Source organism: Sorangium sp. So ce321 (genome assembly GCF_051530195.1).
Lineage (GTDB): Bacteria > Myxococcota_A > Polyangia > Polyangiales > Polyangiaceae > Sorangium.
In genome coordinates this window covers 4,381,665-4,398,892 of sequence record NZ_CP150329.1, presented here as the reverse complement: position 1 = coordinate 4,398,892, position 17,228 = coordinate 4,381,665, and the positions used below count along the sequence as shown (strand labels likewise).

At 73.0% G+C, this 17,228-nt stretch carries 14 protein-coding genes; 9 read left to right on the top strand and 5 right to left on the bottom strand.

Going from position 1 to position 17,228, the window contains the following annotated elements:
* Positions 1-2: 2 nt before the first annotated feature.
* The 3 genes from WME89_RS16820 to WME89_RS16810 all read right to left on the bottom strand — a co-directional run bounded on the left by WME89_RS16820 (position 3) and on the right by WME89_RS16810 (position 4,838).
* Positions 3-845: an SIR2 family NAD-dependent protein deacylase gene (locus tag WME89_RS16820; protein ID WP_438010155.1), complete on the bottom strand. Its 843-nt coding sequence runs from the start codon at positions 843-845 to the stop codon at positions 3-5.
* A 203-nt stretch (positions 846-1,048) separates the two neighbouring features.
* The gene (locus WME89_RS16815; RefSeq protein ID WP_438010154.1) at positions 1,049-2,464 is read right to left on the bottom strand and encodes an STAS domain-containing protein; all 1,416 of its coding nucleotides are present in this window, start codon (positions 2,462-2,464) and stop codon (positions 1,049-1,051) included.
* 193 nt (positions 2,465-2,657) lie between these two features.
* Positions 2,658-4,838 (bottom strand): response regulator, encoded by a 2,181-nt coding sequence (locus WME89_RS16810; RefSeq protein ID WP_438010153.1) that lies wholly within the window; start codon positions 4,836-4,838, stop codon positions 2,658-2,660.
* A 693-nt stretch (positions 4,839-5,531) separates the two neighbouring features.
* Between WME89_RS16810 and WME89_RS16805 the strand changes: the two genes are divergently transcribed.
* The 6 genes from WME89_RS16805 (at position 5,532) to WME89_RS16780 (ending at position 11,897) form a co-directional block, all read left to right on the top strand.
* A complete protein-coding gene (locus tag WME89_RS16805; protein ID WP_438010152.1) occupies positions 5,532-7,115 on the top strand; it encodes a protein kinase domain-containing protein in 1,584 nt (527 codons plus the stop codon).
* A gap of 77 nt (positions 7,116-7,192) precedes the next feature.
* Entirely contained in the window at positions 7,193-8,185 is a 993-nt protein-coding gene (locus WME89_RS16800) for a hypothetical protein (RefSeq protein ID WP_438010151.1), read from the top strand.
* 100 nt (positions 8,186-8,285) lie between these two features.
* A complete protein-coding gene (gene hisA / locus WME89_RS16795) occupies positions 8,286-9,011 on the top strand; it encodes a 1-(5-phosphoribosyl)-5-[(5-phosphoribosylamino)methylideneamino]imidazole-4-carboxamide isomerase (protein ID WP_437514252.1) in 726 nt (241 codons plus the stop codon).
* Between the two features lie 36 nt (positions 9,012-9,047).
* Positions 9,048-10,712, top strand: coding sequence for a tetratricopeptide repeat protein (locus tag WME89_RS16790; RefSeq protein WP_438010150.1), 1,665 nt, complete (start codon positions 9,048-9,050; stop codon positions 10,710-10,712).
* Positions 10,702-11,358 carry a CDP-diacylglycerol--glycerol-3-phosphate 3-phosphatidyltransferase gene (gene pgsA / locus WME89_RS16785; protein WP_437626236.1) on the top strand — a complete coding sequence of 219 codons (657 nt, stop codon included), beginning with the start codon at positions 10,702-10,704 and terminating at the stop codon, positions 11,356-11,358. The genes WME89_RS16790 and pgsA overlap by 11 nt, the downstream gene beginning before the upstream one ends.
* Before the next feature lie 44 nt (positions 11,359-11,402).
* Positions 11,403-11,897 carry a hypothetical protein gene (locus WME89_RS16780; RefSeq protein ID WP_438010149.1) on the top strand — a complete coding sequence of 165 codons (495 nt, stop codon included), beginning with the start codon at positions 11,403-11,405 and terminating at the stop codon, positions 11,895-11,897.
* A 172-nt stretch (positions 11,898-12,069) separates the two neighbouring features.
* Here WME89_RS16780 and WME89_RS16775 read toward each other — a convergent pair whose 3' ends face one another.
* Positions 12,070-14,358 carry a hypothetical protein gene (locus WME89_RS16775; protein ID WP_438010148.1) on the bottom strand — a complete coding sequence of 763 codons (2,289 nt, stop codon included), beginning with the start codon at positions 14,356-14,358 and terminating at the stop codon, positions 12,070-12,072.
* Between the two features lie 246 nt (positions 14,359-14,604).
* On the opposite strand from WME89_RS16775, the gene WME89_RS16770 reads away from it, so the two are divergent.
* Together WME89_RS16770 and WME89_RS16765 are read left to right on the top strand one after the other, a co-directional pair.
* The gene (locus tag WME89_RS16770) at positions 14,605-14,877 is read left to right on the top strand and encodes a hypothetical protein (RefSeq protein ID WP_438010147.1); all 273 of its coding nucleotides are present in this window, start codon (positions 14,605-14,607) and stop codon (positions 14,875-14,877) included.
* Positions 14,874-15,422, top strand: a complete 549-nt coding sequence (locus WME89_RS16765) for a hypothetical protein (RefSeq protein WP_438010146.1) — start codon at positions 14,874-14,876, stop codon at positions 15,420-15,422. The genes WME89_RS16770 and WME89_RS16765 overlap by 4 nt, the downstream gene beginning before the upstream one ends.
* A 21-nt stretch (positions 15,423-15,443) precedes the next feature.
* Here WME89_RS16765 and WME89_RS16760 read toward each other — a convergent pair whose 3' ends face one another.
* Positions 15,444-16,622 carry a hypothetical protein gene (locus tag WME89_RS16760; protein WP_438010145.1) on the bottom strand — a complete coding sequence of 393 codons (1,179 nt, stop codon included), beginning with the start codon at positions 16,620-16,622 and terminating at the stop codon, positions 15,444-15,446.
* Between the two features lie 195 nt (positions 16,623-16,817).
* On the opposite strand from WME89_RS16760, the gene WME89_RS16755 reads away from it, so the two are divergent.
* Positions 16,818-17,210, top strand: a complete 393-nt coding sequence (locus WME89_RS16755; protein WP_438010144.1) for a DUF423 domain-containing protein — start codon at positions 16,818-16,820, stop codon at positions 17,208-17,210.
* The last annotated feature ends 18 nt before the right edge of the window (positions 17,211-17,228 follow it).

Below are 17,228 nucleotides of genomic sequence, written 5' to 3'. Positions count from 1 at the left end.
CCTCAGCCGTCGAGCGCGTCGAGCAGATCCACCACGCTCTTCGTCTTGTCGTTCGGGTCGAGCTCGATCACGTCGATGTGCCAGTCCTCGAGCAGCGCCGGCTGGACGAGCCCGGCGCCGAAGGTCGCCCAGTACCCGCGGCGGCTCGGCGCGCGCTGGGCGCCAGGAGGGCTGCCCTCGATGCGCATCTGCTCCATGCGATACCAGATGTACCGGATATCCACGTCGCTGAAGCTGTAGCCGAGGAAGAGGAAGGTGTTGCTGAGCAGATCGGCCCGCAGGCGCTGATCGGGCGCGGCCTCGAGCCGGAGGCGGCTGAAGTACTGGGCCTCGGTCAGCACCACCGTCTCGGGCCAGTCGAGGTCGCCATGGAACTTGATGACATGACACGCCCCCTGCGCCGGGCACCGCGCGAAGTCGTCGAACGTGGAGAGCGCGACGACCGGCTTGCCCGCGTCCCGCAGCGCCTCCTCGATGTGGTGCTCGAAGTTCGTCGTGTAGATCGTGGGAAAGCGGCGGCGCGCCAGCGCCTTGTGCTGGAGCGAGCCCCTGCGGCGCTCGTCGACCTCGCGCGCGTGGAAGCGCGCGCGCAGCTCGGCGATGAAGCTGTCGAGGCCGCCATCGCGCTCCCGGGCGAAGAAGCCGGCGAGCTGCGGGGGCAAGCCGTGGAGCTCGAAGAGCGCAGGCTCGAAGCCGAGCGCCTCGCCCATCCATCCGGTCAGCTCCCGCCACATCGGCAGCTGGAGCGGGGCAGAGAAGCCCGCCCCCAGAAAGGGAATGAGGCGACCTTCCTGGTACGCCTGCCGAAGCGGGAGCGCCGCTTGCTCGAGCGTCAGCACAGCCATCGTCGGCCGCGATGGTATCCACCCGTCGACATCGCGCAACCGGCGCCCGCTCGACTGGAGGCCTTTCCGGCCGTCGGGTCCGCCGCGCACGGCAGCGCCCGGCCGCGATGCTCCGGGACAGACGCGGCAGAGGCCGGCAGCGCGCGAAGAGCTCGCTCGACGCCGCGGCGCCCAGGGCGGCGGACGCCTCCGCGACGTCGATCTCAGGCGAGCTGCCCCCGCATCACCGTCTTCAGCGCGCTCCGCATGGTGCCGAACGTGCGCGCCTTCTCGATGCCCATCCCGAGCTGCGTCATCGTCTGCGCCACCGCGGGGCGGATGCCGGAGATCAGGCACCTCGCGCCCAGGAGCTCCACCGCGCGGAAGATGCGGAGGAAGTGATCGGCTATCGCCGAGTCCACGACGTCCACGCCCGTCAGATCGAGGATGGCCACCCGCGCCTGCGTGCTCACGATCTGCTGCAGCAGGCTCTCCGTGATCGACGCCGCGCGGCGGCTGTCGATCACGCCGACGAGCGGCAGCGCCAGCACGCCGTCCCACACCTGGATGATCGGGGTGGACAGCGCCTGGATCATCTCCTGCTGCCGCTGGATCAGCGCGAGCCGGTCCTCGAGCGCCTGCTCGGCGCGCACGCGCTCGGTCACGTCGCGCTCCACCGCCGTCACGCCGATCGTCTCGGAGACAGGGTCCCGCAGGATCGAGAGCTTCGTGCTGAAGAACCGGACCTCACCCCCTCGCTCCCGCGCGTAGCTCACCTCCCGCGGCAGCTCGTCCTCGACGACCCCCGCGACCGCCGCGAGCAGCACGGCGGAGACCGCCCCCGGCATCACCTCGTCGACGTGCCGCCCGAGCGCGCGCTCGGGCGCGTCGTGGAAGGCGGCCTGCTCCCTCGGCACATGGTAGCTCGTGAGTCGGCCCCGCTCGTCCAGCGTGAACACGACCTCGCTCAGCGAGGCCAGGATCGCCCGCTGCTTCGCCTCGCTCTGCCGGAGCTCCTGCGTCCGCTGCTCGAGGCTCCGCTTCGCCTCCTCGTGGTGCGCGGCGCGCAGCTGCGCGAGCTCCGCGCTGATCGTCCTGTCGGAGCGGTAGACGCGGAACTCCACGAAAGACGGCTGATCGTCCTCCGCTGACAGGACCTCATCTGCCCAGCAATTGACCCCGAGGGCGTGCGAGAGCAGGCCGATGATCTTGCCCTGGAGGAACGGGCAGCCCCAGCGCACCGACGAGCCGCGCTGCATCTCGAGCTCCCAGGGATTGCGCACGACGACGACCGCGCGCTCGGCTTCCCGATCGAACACCGGGAGCTCGAACCGCCCCCAGCCGCCCGTCGAGACGGCGAGCCCCCAGGCGCGAAAGCCCTCCTCGAACGTCTCGCCGAACGTGGTCACCATGGAGTGGTAATCCTCGTCGGTTCCCATGCTGGAGTTACGGGCCACGAGCAGGCGGAAGAGCGGGACGCCGACCTCCTCGACGAGCGGCTCCAGCATCCGGAAGAGCGACGGATTGAGCCAGAAGACCACGGAGGGGATGCCGTAGGAGTAGAATACCCCCCGGTCCATGTCGCACAGCTGATTCGCCCGGGACTGCTCCAGGGCGCGGGTCGTCTCCGCCATCGGCATGGCGCCGAGTATATTCAGGAAGCCTCCGGCGGGGACGTACCGCTCCGTCCGGGCCCGCGCTCTCCCGTCCGCGTGGCGCCGCAGGCTCCCCCGAGAGGACGCCGCGCGACGCCTGACGCATCCCGCCAACACAGCTCCTGCCACCGCACCTCACGCCGGCGCCATGTCACGCGCCGAGGCCTGGCCAGGCCGGCTAGGCGCTGGAGACCTCGGACCTGCCGAGGACGGCCAGGCTGGCGATCACCTCGATGAGCGTTGCGGGATCGACCGGCTTCGCGATGTGGACCTGGTACCCCTCGGAGAGCGTCTGCTCGCGCGCGCCCTGGCCGGCATAGGCGGTCAGCGCGACCGCGGGCGTCATGCCGCCACGCTCGGCGGGCAGCGCCCTGATGCGGCGGATCAGCGCGTGACCGTCCTCGCCCGGCAGGCCGATGTCGCTCACGATGACGTCCGGCCGCCACGGCTCGACCAGATCGAAGCCGTCCCGCGCGACCCCGGCCACGCGGACCTCGGCGCCCGCGCCTGCCAGGAGGCGCGTCATGAGCTCCCGCATGTCGGGCTCGTCGTCGACGACGACGACGCGCATCCCGGCCAGCGCCCGCGAGGAGGACCCGGCGCGGCCCGCCCCCGGCGCGGCGAGGCCCGGAGCGGCGGGCCGATCGACCGCCGGGAGGAGGGGCAGGTCGACCGTGAACGTCGCGCCCTGACCCGGGCCGCCGCTCTCGCCGCGGACCGTCCCGCCGTGCAGCTCCACGAGGTGCCGCACGATGGAGAGGCCGAGCCCGAGCCCGCCGCGATGGCGGCCGATCGAGCCGTCCGCCTGGCGAAACCGCTCGAATACGTGCGGCAGAAACTCCGCGCTGATCCCATCGCCGGTGTCGCTGACGCGGATCTGCGCCATGCCGCCGACCTCCTCCAGCGACACGGCGACGCGCCCGCCGGAGGGCGTGAACTTGACCGCGTTGCTCAGCAGATTCCAGACCACCTGCTGCAGGCGGCTCGCGTCTCCCCAGAGCTTTCCGGTCATCGGACCCGAGGACATCGAGACGCTGACGCCCTTGGCCTCGGCGGCGAGCTTCAGCGTGTCGAGCGCCGCGCACAGGACCGAGGCGAGGCAGACCGGCCGCGCCTTCAGCGTCATCTTGCCGCTGACGAGGGCGGAGACGTCGAGCAGATCCTCGATGATCTGCAGCTCGGCCCAGCCGTTGCGCTCGATCGACTCGCAGCCGCGCCGCAGGGTGGCCGCGTCCAGGATGCCCTTGCGCAGGAGCTGCGCCCAGCCGACGATGGCGGTGAGGGGCGTGCGCAGCTCGTGGCTGAGCGTGGTGAGGAACTCGTCCTTCAGGCGGTCAGCGGCCTCGGCCCGCTCGCGCGCGGCCTGCTCGCGGGCGAGCAGCGCCTCCCGGTCCTCCTCCGCCCGCTTGCGCTCCGTGATGTCGGTCGATATGCCGCAGACGCCGAACGGCGCGCCGGCCGCGTCGTACAGCGGGCACTTGATCGAGATGTACGCGTGCAGGCCGTCGTCCTGCATCATGACCTCTTCGGCCTGCAGCGGCGTCCGGGACTCCAGGACCCGCATGTCGAAGGCGCGGAGCGCGTCGGCCTGCGCGGGAGGGAACAGCTCGTGATCGGTCTTGCCGAGGATCGACCGCTCGGTCACGTGGAAGAGCCGCTCGAAACGGCGGTTGATCAGCAGATATCGCCCCTCGACGTCCTTCACGTAAACGACGGCCGTCGAGTTGTCGATGATGGCCCGAAGGAGCTCCTGACTCTCGCGCAGGGCCACGAGCGCCCGCTTGCGCTCGGCGACCTCTTCCTGGAGCGTGGCGTTCGCGGCGGCGAGCTCGGCCGTGCGCTCCGCGACCCGCTGCTCCAGGGCGCCGTGCGCGAGCCGCAGCGCGGACTCGAACTGCTCGCGCATGGCGATCTCGCGCTGCAGCTGCGCGTTCTGCGCCTCGATCTTCGTGCGCATCGCGTGCATGGTCAGGTGCGTCTTGACGCGCGCGACGACCTCGTCGAGCTGGAACGGCTTGGTGACGTAATCGACGCCCCCGGCCTCGAACCCAGCGACCTTGTCGGCGGTCTCCGCCAGGGCGGTCATGAAGATCACCGGGATCTCTCGGGTGCTCGCGCGCGCCTTGAGGCGCCGGCACGTCTCCAGGCCGTCCATCCCCGGCATCAGCACGATATCGAGCAGGATCAGATCCGGTTGCAGGAGCTCCGCCCGCTCCAGGGCCTCCTCGCCATCTTGCGCGATGGCGATCTCGAAACCCTGCTCTTCCAGGTGATCGATGGCCACCGCCAGGTTGGCGGGGACGTCGTCGACGATCAGGATGGTGTCCGTCCGAGCACCAGCCGATACGGTCCTGTTCATGGGCTCGGCCCGCCATTCAGCGCAGACTCCGCTTCCGCGCGCTGTCGATTCCGTGGTTTGCATGCCCTCCCCGCTCGCGATTCTCAGGATCGAGCGGCAAGGCGGCCGCGTCGCGCACCTCCGCCGTGACCCTCTCGCCTCACGCCCGCTCGCCCCCAGGGCCACGCCGCATCGATGCCCGATCGCGAGCTTACCAGCACCGCCCGTCGCTCCGCCACGGAGTTCGCGGCTGGCGGCAAATCTCCACGCCTGCGGCAAGAACACCCGCTGAGGCCGCTCTACCCGACAGCGGGTGGCGCGCCGCCTGGGATGAGAAGTTGCCAGTCGACCGCGCAGCGTCGATTGACGCCTTTCGCGGCCACGATCCCTGTTTGCGAAGGACTTCCCGCGCGAGCGCGACGACTGCGCCGTCCTCACCCCGGACGTGCGCCACACGATCCGGGGCGGGGGCGGCGCAGCGAGGGGCGACCTTGCTCGCCTCGGCCCTCCAGGGGCGCTCGCCGACAGGTCACCACGCCGGCGCCTGGCTGCGCTGCGCGAGCGCGCGGTGGTGTCCCCGCCGCCGCGTCGGCGCCGCAGGCGGTCAGGCGTCGCGCGTCGCGCGCAGCAGGCGGCAGGCGTTGGGCGCGCCGCGCAGCCCTCCGCCGGTCCTGGATCCTTGACGCGACCGCCGCCGCGCGCGACCCTCCCGCCGTGTCGGCCACGCTCGCGGACGGAACGGTCTTTGCGCACCGCTATCGCGTGGTGCGCCTCCTCGCCGTCGGCGCGATGGGGTCCGTCTACGAGGCGGTGCACATCGAGACGAACCGCCGCCGGGCGCTCAAGGTGATGCACGCGTACCTCTTCCAGAGCGAGGAGATGCGCAGCCGCTTCAAGCGCGAGGCGCAGATCACGGCGGACATCGAGAGCGAGTACATCGTCGACGTCTTCGACGCCGGCATCGACGAGCCGACCGGGATGCCGTTCCTCGTGATGGAGCTGCTGCGCGGCGAGGAGCTCGGCAAGCGCCTCAAGCGCCTCGGCCGGCTGCCGCCCGGCGAGGTCGCGACGTACCTCCAGCAGACAGCGTCGGCCCTCGACCGCACCCACGCCGCATCCATCATTCACCGGGACCTGAAGCCCGAGAACCTGTTCGTGACCCAGCGGGACGACGGGACGCCGCGCATGAAGATCCTCGACTTCGGCGTGGCCAAGCTGCTCGCCGAGGGCGGGACCGCGGCCGGCGTCACGCGGAGCCTCGGGACGCCGATCTACATGGCGCCCGAGCAGTTCCGCGTCGACTCGAAGCTCACGAGCGCCGTGGACATCTACGCGCTGGGGATGATCGCGTACACGCTGCTCGTGGGGACGCCGTACTGGAGCCCGGAGGCGATCAGCGCCGGCGACGTGATCGCGTTCGCGCTGGTGGTCGTCCACGGGCCGCAGGAGGCCCCGGTGCAGCGGGCGATGGCGCACCGCGTGGTGCTGCCGCAGGGCTTCGACGCGTGGTTCGCCCGGGCCGCGGCGGTCGATCCAGCGGCGCGGTTCCGCACCGCGACCGAGGCGGCGCACGCGCTCTCCGAGGTGCTCGGCGTGGCGGCGGCGAGCAGCGGGCCGGCGCCACGCCCGAGCGCGCCGCCCTGGGCTCTGGCGAGCTCCTCGGCGCCGGTGCTCGCGACGCCGATGCCGGGGACGGCGACGCCCCCGGTGACCGCGCCCGCGATGATCACGCAGCCGACGACGCCCGCGCTGATGACGCCCGCGATCACGAACATCGCCCCCATGGGCCCGGATCACCCGTCGCGCGCGCCGAGCGTCCCCCTCGCGGCGACCATGATGGAGACCTCGGTGACGTCGATCCCGGCGGGGGCGCTCGTGCCCGTGAGGCCGAGCCGGACGCCGCTCCTCGCCGCGGCGGCCGTCTTCGGGCTCGGGGCGCTGGGCCTGGTGGGCTGGCTCGTGCTCCGCACCGGGGCCGACCCCGAGCCAACCGCGGCTGCAGCGCCGGAGAACGCAGCGCCGGGCGCCAGCGCGGCGAGCGCCGCGACCGCCGCGACCGCCGCGGCGAGCGCCGTCGTCACCCCGGCGCCGAGCGCGCCGCCGCCGCCAGAGCCCTCCGCCTCGGCCGCCGAGGCGCCGCTTCAGCGCGCCAGGCCCGCGCCCAGCGCGAGCGCCAGCGCGGCCCCGTCCGCGCGCGGGACCGCGAGCGCGTCCCCGCGGACCGCGCCGAGGCCGGCGTCGGGCGAGCGGAGGACCCCCGCGCCCCGTCCCAAGGTCCCCCTGCTCGGGCGGGATTGAGGCCGATGCGCGCCGCGACGCCGGTTCCATCCTCGACCACGCCGGTTGACCCCCTCGCCCTGTGGATGCTCCAGAACATGAAACGCCGCCTGCGCCGGATCGCTCCCCTCGCCCTCGTCCTCTGCCCCCTCGCCGCCGCGGCGCCCGCCGCGGCGCAGGAGAACGCGACGGCGGAGTCCCTCTTCAACCAGGGCCTCGCCGACATGGAGGCGGGCAAGTACGAGACGGGCTGCAAGGCGATCGCCGACAGCCACCGGATGGAGCCGAAGCCGGGGGCGCTCTTCACGCTGGCCATCTGCGAGTCGCGGTGGGGCCACGTCGCGACCGCGTTCACGCGCTTCGGGGAGTACCTGGCGGTTCACCAGCAGCTGACGCCGGAGCAGAAGAGCCGGCAGGGGGAGCGCGCCAAGGTCGCCAAGAAGGAGCGCGACCGGCTGGGCCCGCTCGTGCCGGAGCTCTCGCTGTCTCTCCCGCCGGGCGCCCCCGCGGGGACGGTCGTGAAGCGCGACGGCCGGGTGGTGGACGGCGCGCAGCTCGGCGCGGGCGTACCGGTGGACCCGGGGGAGCACGTCGTGTCGACCCAGGCGCCGGGAGGGGCCGCGTGGGAGACGCGGATCCAGCTCGCCGAGGGCGAGAAGAAGCAGGTGGAGCTGCAGGTGAACGGCGCCTCGACGCCGGCGCCGTCCGGCGCCTCGGGCCGGCGCACGGCTGCCTTCATCGCGGGCGGCGTCGGCGTGGCGGGGCTCGTGCTCGGCGGGGTGACGGGCGCGCTCACGCTGGGCAAGAAGAGCGTCGTCGAGAAGCACTGCGGCAGCGGGATCGGCTCGAGCGACGAGACAGCGTGCGATCAGACCGGGATCGACGCCTCGGAGAGCGCGAGCACGACAGGGCTCGTCAGCACGATCGGCTTCGGCGTGGGGCTGGCCGGGCTCGGGGCGGCGGCGGTGCTGTTCCTGACCGAGCCGAAGCAGGGCGAGGCGGCCGCCGGCGCGGCGTCAAGGCAGATCCGCGCCGGGGTGCTCGCGGCGGGGCCGGAGGGCGTGGTGCTCGGGGCGAGCGGGCGTTGGTGACGGGGACGCGGGCGGCGCGACCGACCACGCTCGCCATGGCCGCTGCACCTACTTGCCTAGCTACCTACCCGCGCGCGTGAAGGCGCGCTAGACACGCCGCGTGCAGCTCATCCCCGCCATCGATCTCCTCGGAGGCCAGGCCGTGCGCCTCCATCAGGGACGCTACGATCAGGTCACCGTCTACGACCAGGACCCCGCGGCGCTCGCCGCCCGCCTCCGCCGCGCGTGCGACCGGCTGCACGTCGTCGATCTGGAGGGCGCCCGGGCCGGCATGCCCGTGCAGGCCGACGCGGTCCGCGCCGTCATCGCGGCCTTCGGCGCCGACGGCGGCAGCGTGCAGGTGGGCGGCGGCATCCGCTCCGCCGCCGCGGCCGAGAGCTACCTCGCGCTCGGCGCCGACCGCATCGTGCTCGGGACGGCCGCGGTGAACGACCCCGCGCTCGTGCGCGACCTCGCCGGCCGCTTCCCGGGGCGCGTCGTGGTCGCCGTCGACGCCAAGGACGGGCGCGTGGCCGTGCAGGGCTGGGAGCAGGTCTCCTCCGTCACGGCGCTCGACGTCGCCCGCGCGCTCGCCGGCTCCCCCATCGCGGCGCTCCTCTACACCGACGTCTCCCGCGACGGGACGCAGGTCGGGCCCAACCTGGAGGCGACGCGTGAGCTCGCCGGCTCGTGCGGGTTCCCGGTGCTGGCCTCCGGCGGCGTCGGCTCGCTCGCCCACCTCCGCGCGCTCGCGCAGATCCCGGGCGTCAGCGGCGTCATCGTGGGCCGCGCGCTCTACGAGGGGGCGTTCACGATCGCCGAAGCGATCGAGGCGGCGAGCGCCTGACGGCGCGTGTGCGTTTTCGTGTACGATCCACCCGCGATGCCCGAGCGCGACGACCCCCGGCCTTCCACCCGCGAAGTCGCAGCGGAGGAGTTCCTGTTCCACCTGCACCGGGGCAGCGAGCTCCTGCAGGACAACCGGGTCCACGCCGCGAAGGCGGAGCTCGAGCGCGCCCTCTCGCTCCAGCCGAGCGATCCGAAGGGGCAGGACCTCCTCGGCATCGTCTACTTCCGGCTCGGGCTCTACCCGCGGGCGATCGCGATCTATGAGCGGCTGATCCAGGCCCACCCGGACGCTGTCGAGCCGCGGATCAACCTCGCGCTCTCGTACCTCAAGACAGGGCAGCCGGCGCAGGCGCGGTCCGAGCTCGAGAAGGCGCTCGAGCAGAACCCGAAGCACCAGCGCGCCTGGGGCTACCTCGGGCTCGCGTTCCAGCGCATGGGCGACTACGAGCGCGCGAGCCACGCGTTCGCGGCGGGCGGCCACGACGCGATGGCGCGCCGGCTGCTCGACATGACGAGCGGCGCCACGGGCCGGTACCCGATCGAGCCGCCGGACACCGAGGACCAGCCGCCGATCGAGGCCAAGGCCGAGGCGAGGGCCGAGGTGCAGCGGGCCGCAGGCGAGGCGGTGCAGGCGCTCGAGCGCACCGGCGCCGGCTTCCGGCACGACTCGGATCTGCCGCGCATCCCGTCCGGGACCTGGTCGGCGATCGAGCCTGGCCGCGAGACGATGCCGACCATCCCGGCGCCGCCGTCGGTCCGCAGCCTCGGGGCGGACGGCCGCACGGGAGCAGCGGGCGGGAGCAGGGCGCCCGGCCCGAGGGGCGGCGCGGCGCCGACCGTCCCGTCGATGCCGGCGGTGCAGGCGCCGCCGGGCGGCGTGCACCCGTCCGTGCGCCGCGCCTCGATGGCGCCCGAGGAGCCCTCGATGACGGGCCGCTTCAGCGTCGCCGTCCAGTCGACGAGCGACGCGTCGCTCGCGAGCAGGAAGGCCGCCGCGCGGTCGTCGTCGCTGCCGCCTCCCGCGACGACGCCGCCGGCCACGGCGCCGCTCGCGGTGCAGCCGCCGGACACCTTGCTGGGGATGGTGCGCGAGCGGCTGCTCAGCTTCCCGCGCGACGTGGCGGTCGCGCGGCACGCGACCGGCGTCGTGCTCGTGCAGGGAGCGAAGGGCTTCGTGGCTCGCCTCGACGCGCTGCGCACGATGAGCACGCACTCCGGGACCGCCACGCACGTGCTGAAGCGGCAGGCGCGCGGCCGCATCTTCGACGAGCCGCTCGGCGGGCCGAGCACGCCGTTCATCGAGATCGGCGGGCGCTGCGAGCTCGTGCTCGGGGCGCCGGACGGGCGGCGGCTCCACGCCGTGACGATCGGGGAGGATCCGATCTACCTGCGCGAGGACGTCCTCGTCGGCTTCGAGCTGCCGATCGGCTACGAGAACGGCCGCTTGCCGGCCGGCGACGGCGAGGCGGTGGCGATGGTGCAGCTCCGCGGCCGGGGACACGCGGTGCTCTCGGTGCCGGAGCGCGCCGCCGCGCTGGAGATCACGCCGACGCGGCCGACGTCGATGCGCGCGACCGCGGTGCTCGGGTGGATGGGCCGGCTCCTGCCGCGCACGCTGCCCGCCGCCGAGGCGCCGGGCGGGATGCAGGGGTTCGTGACGTTCGGTGGAGAGGGGATGGTTCTCGTCGATGGTCGCTAGCGCGGACACCTCGCTGCGGGGCATCAAGGCGCAGCGGCGGAGGACGCTCTGGGAGGACGCGAAGAACGTCCCGAACCTGCTCACGTTCGCCCGGATCGTCATGATCCCGGCCGTCCTCCTGCTCCTGTCGCGGGGCGCGCCGCGGGACTGCTTCTGGGCCGCGTGCGTCTACTCGCTCGCGGCGCTCACGGACATGCTCGACGGCTACCTGGCGCGACGGCAGGGGCTCGTGAGCGTCCTCGGCAAGTTCCTCGATCCGCTGGCCGACAAGCTCATCGTCGCGAGCACGCTGGTGTGGCTGGTCCCGATGGGCCGGATCCCGGCGTGGGCGGTGGTGCTGCTCATCTCGCGCGAGATCACGATCACGGCGCTCCGGTCGATCGCGTCGACGGAGGGGCTCGTCATCGCGGCGGGCGACGGCGGGAAGATCAAGACCGCGCTGCAGATGATCGGCATCGTCTGCCTGATCCTCGGCTATCCGTACCGCATCCACCTCGGCTTCGACTTCGGAGAGGTGGACGTGGTGCACGTCGGGCGGCTGCTCATCTACCTGTCGCTCATCTTCTCGATCACGAGCGCCGCGCAGTACATGGGCCTGTTCATCGACGCGATCGACGCGAAGAACCGGCCTGCTCCGCCGCAGTAGATGGGCGATAGGCAAGCCCGCCTGGTTCTGCTAGACCAGCGCGCGTGAAAGCCCCGAAGACGTCGCAGAACGCCCTGCGCCCCGCGCTCCTCCTGGCCGCGCTCGCCGCGGCGATCGTCGCCTCCGCCGCGAGCTGCAGCGACCAGCGCGAGGGCGAGCCCTGCGAGATCGCGAACGGCAGCGAGGACTGCGCGGACGGCCTCGAGTGCAGGGCGATCGGCCAGCAACAGCAGCAGCATCGCTGCTGCAGACCGGGCGTCGTCACGCAGGTCTGCGACCCCTCCCAGGAGCCGACGACCACGAGCACGACCGGTACCGGTCTCACCACGAGCACGACCAGCACCGGTCCCACCACGGGAACGGGCGGCGGCACGGGCGGCGACGGCGGCGGCACGGGCGGCGACGGCGGCGGCACGGGCGGCGACGGCGGGGCCGGCGGCGCAGGTGGCAACGGTGGAGGCGGCGCGGGCGGGGGCGGCGGCGCCGGCACGGGCGGCAGCGGCGGGGCCGGCGGCACCGGCGGCGCCGGCGGCCGCTAGCGCGACGGACGCGGGCGCCGCGGCGCGCTCGAGGACGGAGCCTCGCAGCACGCCCTCGAAGCGCCAGCGCCGGACGGGACGCCCGCCTCCTTCGGGCGGGCGATGTACATCTCACCTTCGTCGCGCAGCGGATGATGCAGGGGGCGCGGTTGAAGCGCGCGACGCGCGGCGCTCAGCCGCGAGCCCGGCGGGCGCGGCGCCTGAGCACCGCCGCGCCGGCGAGCGCGATCCCCGAGAGCGCAGCCCAGGGGGCGGCGGGCGCGCTCGGCGCGGCGGCGCGGCACGCGCACCCCTCCACCTTCGTGTCCGCGGGCGGATAGCGGGTCGGCTCGGGCGTCGCGCCGCCCGACGAGCCGGTCTCCGGCTCACCGGGGTCCACGGGGTCCATGGGATCCACCGGCGGATCGGCCCTGATATCGGCGCTCTCCACCGTCACGAAGGTGCCCGGACAGTTCTCGTGACCGATCACCATGTAATACGTCTGCGCCGGGTCGAACGGCGGATCGGAGGTCTCGTCGATGACGATCTCACCGTGCGTGTCCGTGATCTTCTCGACGCTGTAGTCATAGCGCGTGGCGGCCGGCAGGAAGCCGGTCGGCGAGAAGCCGACATGCCGGCCTGCCCTGACGTAGATGCCCCACTCGAGGTCGTCGCCGCCGGAGGGCTGGAGCTGCACCGTGAAGCGGATACCCTTCGCGGTCCGATCCGGCGTGCTCTTGAAGTGGAAGAGGCTCTGGAGGCTGAGCTGCCCGCGGGCCTCGGCGCACGACGCGCCGGAGCCCAGGATCAGCGAGTCGATGCCGAACATCTGCGTCCGCCGCAGCTTGCCCCCGCTCAGATCGAGCACCTCATCGCAGTCGGTCAGGCCCCGGCTCTCGAGCAGCGCATCGACGGCGCCCGCGTCCTCCGCCGAGAGCGCGCCGGTGCTCACGAGATCGCCGGTCGCCGTCTGGAGCGCCCGCGCGAAATCGTCGAACGAGGCGTTGGGGGTGAGCAGCGTCATCGCGGACCAGACCAGCCTGTCGCCCACGGCCTGGCCGAACTTCTCGCGCAAGGACCACGCGACGCTGCCGACTAGCTCGCCGTCCTCGTGCACCTCGCCCATCAGGTCGTCAGGGCACGTCTTCACGTCATCCGAGAGCTCGCGCTGCATCTCGAAGAGCGCGAGCGACGCCTCGCCGAGCGTGGAGTCGCCGTTCACCGAGCAGGCGAAGTAGTCCGCGAGGCCCTCATCGATGCTGCCGCCCCAGGGGGAGAGGCCGTAATCGTTCATCGCGAACTGACCACCGTTGTAGCCGACCGCGTTGGCGGAGATGTAATGAGTGAACTCGTGGAGGAACACGTCGGAGTCGTCCGAGAAGTCGAAGTACGAGCCCTGGCCGATGGCGATGAGGTTCGGCGCGTTGAACGGCGCGTCGGCGCCCTGGTCCGAGAAGAACGCGTTGTCCATCGGGCGCCCCGACTCCAGCATGTTGGCGACCGCGATCAGCCGCCAGCTCGGCGCGGTCATGTCGAGCTGATGGGTCGAGGCGAAGTAATCGCGCATCCGGGTGAGGTGGTAATAGATGCCCACCTGCGCGAACTGGTCGTGCTCGTCGTGCTCGCTCGCGGGCGGGTCGTACAGGAAGTCCTCTCCCGAGTTCGGCCCGACGCTCTGCTCCAGCGTGAGCGGGATGCCGGACGTGAGGTCGCCGTCCACGTAGTTCGTCACCTTGAGGTTGCCGCTCCAGCCGCTCAGGGTCTGGGGATCCGCGGCGTCGAGATCGCTCAGCTCGCGATCCTCGACCGCGGGCGTGACCGCGGAGCTGATCGGGTACACGCGCCCGCGCGCGTCCACGGCGAGCGGCCGCCGGTGGACGAGCTTCCCGGTGTGCGCGTCGACGAGGTAGCGGTCCCCGCCGCGCTCGGACCGGACGTCGACGACCCAGACGAGCTTGCCACCCGACTCCGCCTCGGGGAACACGGCGAGCGCCGCGCTCGGCCGCTCGGCGAGCGTCATCCCGTACGTCGCCTCCACCACCTTCCGCGCGGCGTCCTCCCGGTACTTCGGCGTCGGCGGCACCGACAGGTCCCGCGCCACGTCGAGCACCGCGACCTTCACGAGGTTGTCCGGGGTGACGTGGACCGCCGCGGCGGCGCCGAGCACGGGCAGCCCGGCGTGGCGCTGCTCGAACCGCACGGTGCGGTGATCGCCGGCCGGGAGCTCCCTCTGGTAACGAAGCGTGACGCCGTGAAGCCGGAGCTCGGAGGCAGCGTGCTTCAGATACACCTCCGCCGCCTGGCGCGCGCCCGCCGCGCCGCGGGCGGACACGGCCGCTGCCGGCGAGCCCGGCCGGATCCCGCGGAGCGCGTCGACCCCGCGGAGCGCGTCGACCACGTGCCAGTCGGACGCGGCGGCAGACCCCGCAGACACCAGGGTCGCGAGCGCGGTCAACGGAAGCAAGAGCAGCTGTCGTCTCATGGATCTTCTCTCCGGCTGGGTTTCTGCAAGCAGCGCTCGCGTGAGGCGCGGCGAGGCCGGACCGACGAGCGCGACCAACGTATCGAGTTACATTGGGTGTTCAAGGAGGAGCGGCGCGGCGCTCTCCCGGAAAAGTGAGGATGTGTGGCCCTCGTTGGCTTCTTGCCTGAACTCCCTGGTGAGCATGCGTGGTATGTCTCGGAGACCCTCGGCGCAGGTCCCGTGGCTCTCTCTGAAACAAACACCTTGACCGTATCCCCGGAGACGCTCGCCCCGAGCGACATCGCCGCCGCGGCGGCGCCCCTGGCCGGCGCGGCGCGCGGCAGTCGCGGCGCGCTCGAGATGGCCGAGGACGCCGTCCCGCGCTGCTTCCAGCTCGCGCGCTGCTCCCGGCGCGGAGAGCTCGGGGACAGGCACGACCCGGAGTTCACGATGCTCGAATGGTACCGCGCTTTCGCGGGCGCGGACGGGGCGTCGTCGGTCGGGGGCGTGCTCGCCTTCCCCCACGGCCGGCTGTGACCGACGGCGCGACACCCGGCGGCGCGCGGCTCTCGCCGGAGGCGTTGTCGCAGCTCGCGCGCAAGTACCACACGCTCGCGGAGCTCCGGCGCGCTCGCGCGGCGGGCGAGCCGATCCCGGGCAAGGAGGTGTTCCGCGCGCTCGCGGGGGAGTTCCCCGGCGCGCTGAACGAGCTCGACAACCTCCCCGCCGACGAGATCGCGCGGCGCAGCGAGGCGCTCGCGCGGGCCCTCGCCGGGGGCCCGGAGGAGCGCTGGATGGCCTGGATACACGGCTACCACACGCTGATGCGGGCGGCGCTCTACGTGAAGATCCGCGTGGCGCGGCGGGCGGCGCTCTCCGAGGCCGAGGCGGCGGCGCTCGCGGAGCGGGCGGCGAGGCACGCGGGCACGCCGGTCGACGCCGCGTTCGTGATCGCGGTCAAGTCGCCGCCGGATGGCCGGCTGAACCGGCTGGTCCTCGGCCTCCTCGCGGCGGCGTTCGGCGCGCCCGCCGCAGAGATCCGGGGGACGATCTTCCCGCGGCGGCCGGCTCCAGGTGGCTGAGCCGCCGAGGCGCGGCGCGCTTCACTTCACGGGGATGTAGGGCTCGTCGCCGATCAGCGCCTTGAACTCGGGCTCGTCGAAGAACACCTCCAGGTCGTCCTCGCCCGGCGTGCGCTGGGGGTGCTCGGGGTGCCAGAGGAGCGATAGCCAGTAGCGGCCCATCTCCTGGCTCTGGCTCAGGACCTTGCGGGCCGCCTCGAGCGCGCACCGCTTCGCCTCATCGTACACCCTGGGCTCGCGCGCCGCGCGCTGGCCCTGCGCCGCCGCGTAGCGCAGCCAGAAGAGGAAGTTGTCCGGCTCTCCCTCGCGCGCGATGTACTCCTCGGCGATGCGGATCGCGTCCGCGTACCCCATGCGCTCGGGGGGGTCGTAGAGCCGGTCGAGCATCCGCTTCAGCGCGTCCTCGAGCTGCTCGGCGCGCTGCTTCGCCTGGAGCAGGACCTGCTCGGCCCTGACCTGCGCGCGCTCGAAGGTCTCCGTGGCGGAGCGCTCCGCCACGGCGGCGTCGGCGATCGCCTTGCTCGCCGAGCGCTCGGCGATGGCCAGGCGGACCATCGCCTTGCGCAGGTGCTCGTCGGCGCGCCGGAACATCGGGCTCAGGACCACGCGCGTCCAGATGTAGCCGTACAGGAAGCCGAACACGGAAGCGTAGGCGATGGCGCCGAGCGCGAACTTCCCCGCCTCCGGGTGCTGCGGCATGCCCGAGCCGAGCCAGACGGAGAAGCGCACGAGGGCAGAGGGGATGTCGTTCAGCTGGGTGAGCCCGACGCCGACGAGGATCTTGGAGAGCCAGTCGGAGATCTGCTCGAGGTTCGTGTTCGGCGAATAGACCGCCACCACGCCGTCCACGCGGCCGGCGGCCGCGGCGCCGGTCCTCGCCTGAGGCGCGCCGCCCTCGTCGACCACCGTGCGCGGGATCCCGAACAGAAACCCGAGGAGGATGCCCACGAGCGCCGCGGCGCCCGTGACGAGGATGCCCGCGGCGAACGCCTCGGCGAACGTCTGCCACGAGCCGAAGTGCGCCGCGTAGAGGGCCAGGCCGAGGATGCCGAGCGCCACCGAGGCCCGCACCTTGGTGCGCAGCCCCTGCATGTCGCCCCCGTCCTTGACGGCGAGCTCGCGCTCTCGCGCCGCGAGCGTCTCGCGCAGGGCGTTGAGCTCCTGGTCCGCGCTCTGGTTCTCCTCCGGCTCGCTCGCCATGCGCACAGGCCTCCGCGGGGAGCTCTGCTGCGCTCCTCCCCCGAGCACCTCTACGAGACCGCACGGCAAGGAGGCCGTCAATCGGCACGTTGCGCGCGTTGCGCGCGACGGCCGGCGACGGATGTGCCGCGGGAGCCCGCGGCGGCCGCGCGCGCCTCGTGACGCGCTCTGGCCATGGGCTAAGCTCCGCGCCCGATGGAACGGCTCTTCTTCGTGCTCTCGGGCGTCTACGGGTTCCTCGGGGTGGCGCTCGGCGCGTTCGGCGCCCACGGCCTCAAGGCGAGGCTGGACGCGCTGCCGGACGGCGCGCTGCGCGCTTCGTGGTGGCAGACCGGATCCCAGTACCACCTCATCCACGCGCTCGCGCTCGCGCTGGCCGCCCTCCTCGCCGCGCGCACCGGCGGGTCGGCCGCGACCGCCGCCGGCTTTCTCTTTGCGGGCGGCGTGATCCTGTTCTCTGGCAGCCTCTACGTGATGACCCTGACCGGCACCCGCGCCCTCGGCGCGGTCACGCCGCTCGGCGGGCTGCTGCTGCTCGCGGGCTGGGTCGCGGTGGTCGTGGCCGCGCTCGGCATCGCGAAGGGCTGACGGCCCCCGGCCACGGCG

Bases quoted from the DNA above. Each gene is read 5' to 3' on its own strand.
- WME89_RS16815 (WP_438010154.1), bottom strand. From the start codon at position 2,464: ATGCCGATGGCGGAGACGACCCGCGCCCTGGAGCAGTCCCGGGCGAAT.
- WME89_RS16775 (WP_438010148.1), bottom strand. From the start codon at position 14,358: ATGAGACGACAGCTGCTCTTGCTTCCGTTGACCGCGCTCGCGACCCTG.
- WME89_RS16755 (WP_438010144.1), top strand. From the start codon at position 16,818: ATGGAACGGCTCTTCTTCGTGCTCTCGGGCGTCTACGGGTTCCTCGGG.
- WME89_RS16800 (WP_438010151.1), top strand. From the start codon at position 7,193: ATGAAACGCCGCCTGCGCCGGATCGCTCCCCTCGCCCTCGTCCTCTGC.
- WME89_RS16820 (WP_438010155.1), bottom strand. From the start codon at position 845: ATGGCTGTGCTGACGCTCGAGCAAGCGGCGCTCCCGCTTCGGCAGGCG.
- pgsA (WP_437626236.1), top strand. From the start codon at position 10,702: ATGGTCGCTAGCGCGGACACCTCGCTGCGGGGCATCAAGGCGCAGCGG.
- WME89_RS16790 (WP_438010150.1), top strand. From the start codon at position 9,048: ATGCCCGAGCGCGACGACCCCCGGCCTTCCACCCGCGAAGTCGCAGCG.
- WME89_RS16760 (WP_438010145.1), bottom strand. From the start codon at position 16,622: ATGGCGAGCGAGCCGGAGGAGAACCAGAGCGCGGACCAGGAGCTCAAC.
- WME89_RS16810 (WP_438010153.1), bottom strand. From the start codon at position 4,838: ATGAACAGGACCGTATCGGCTGGTGCTCGGACGGACACCATCCTGATC.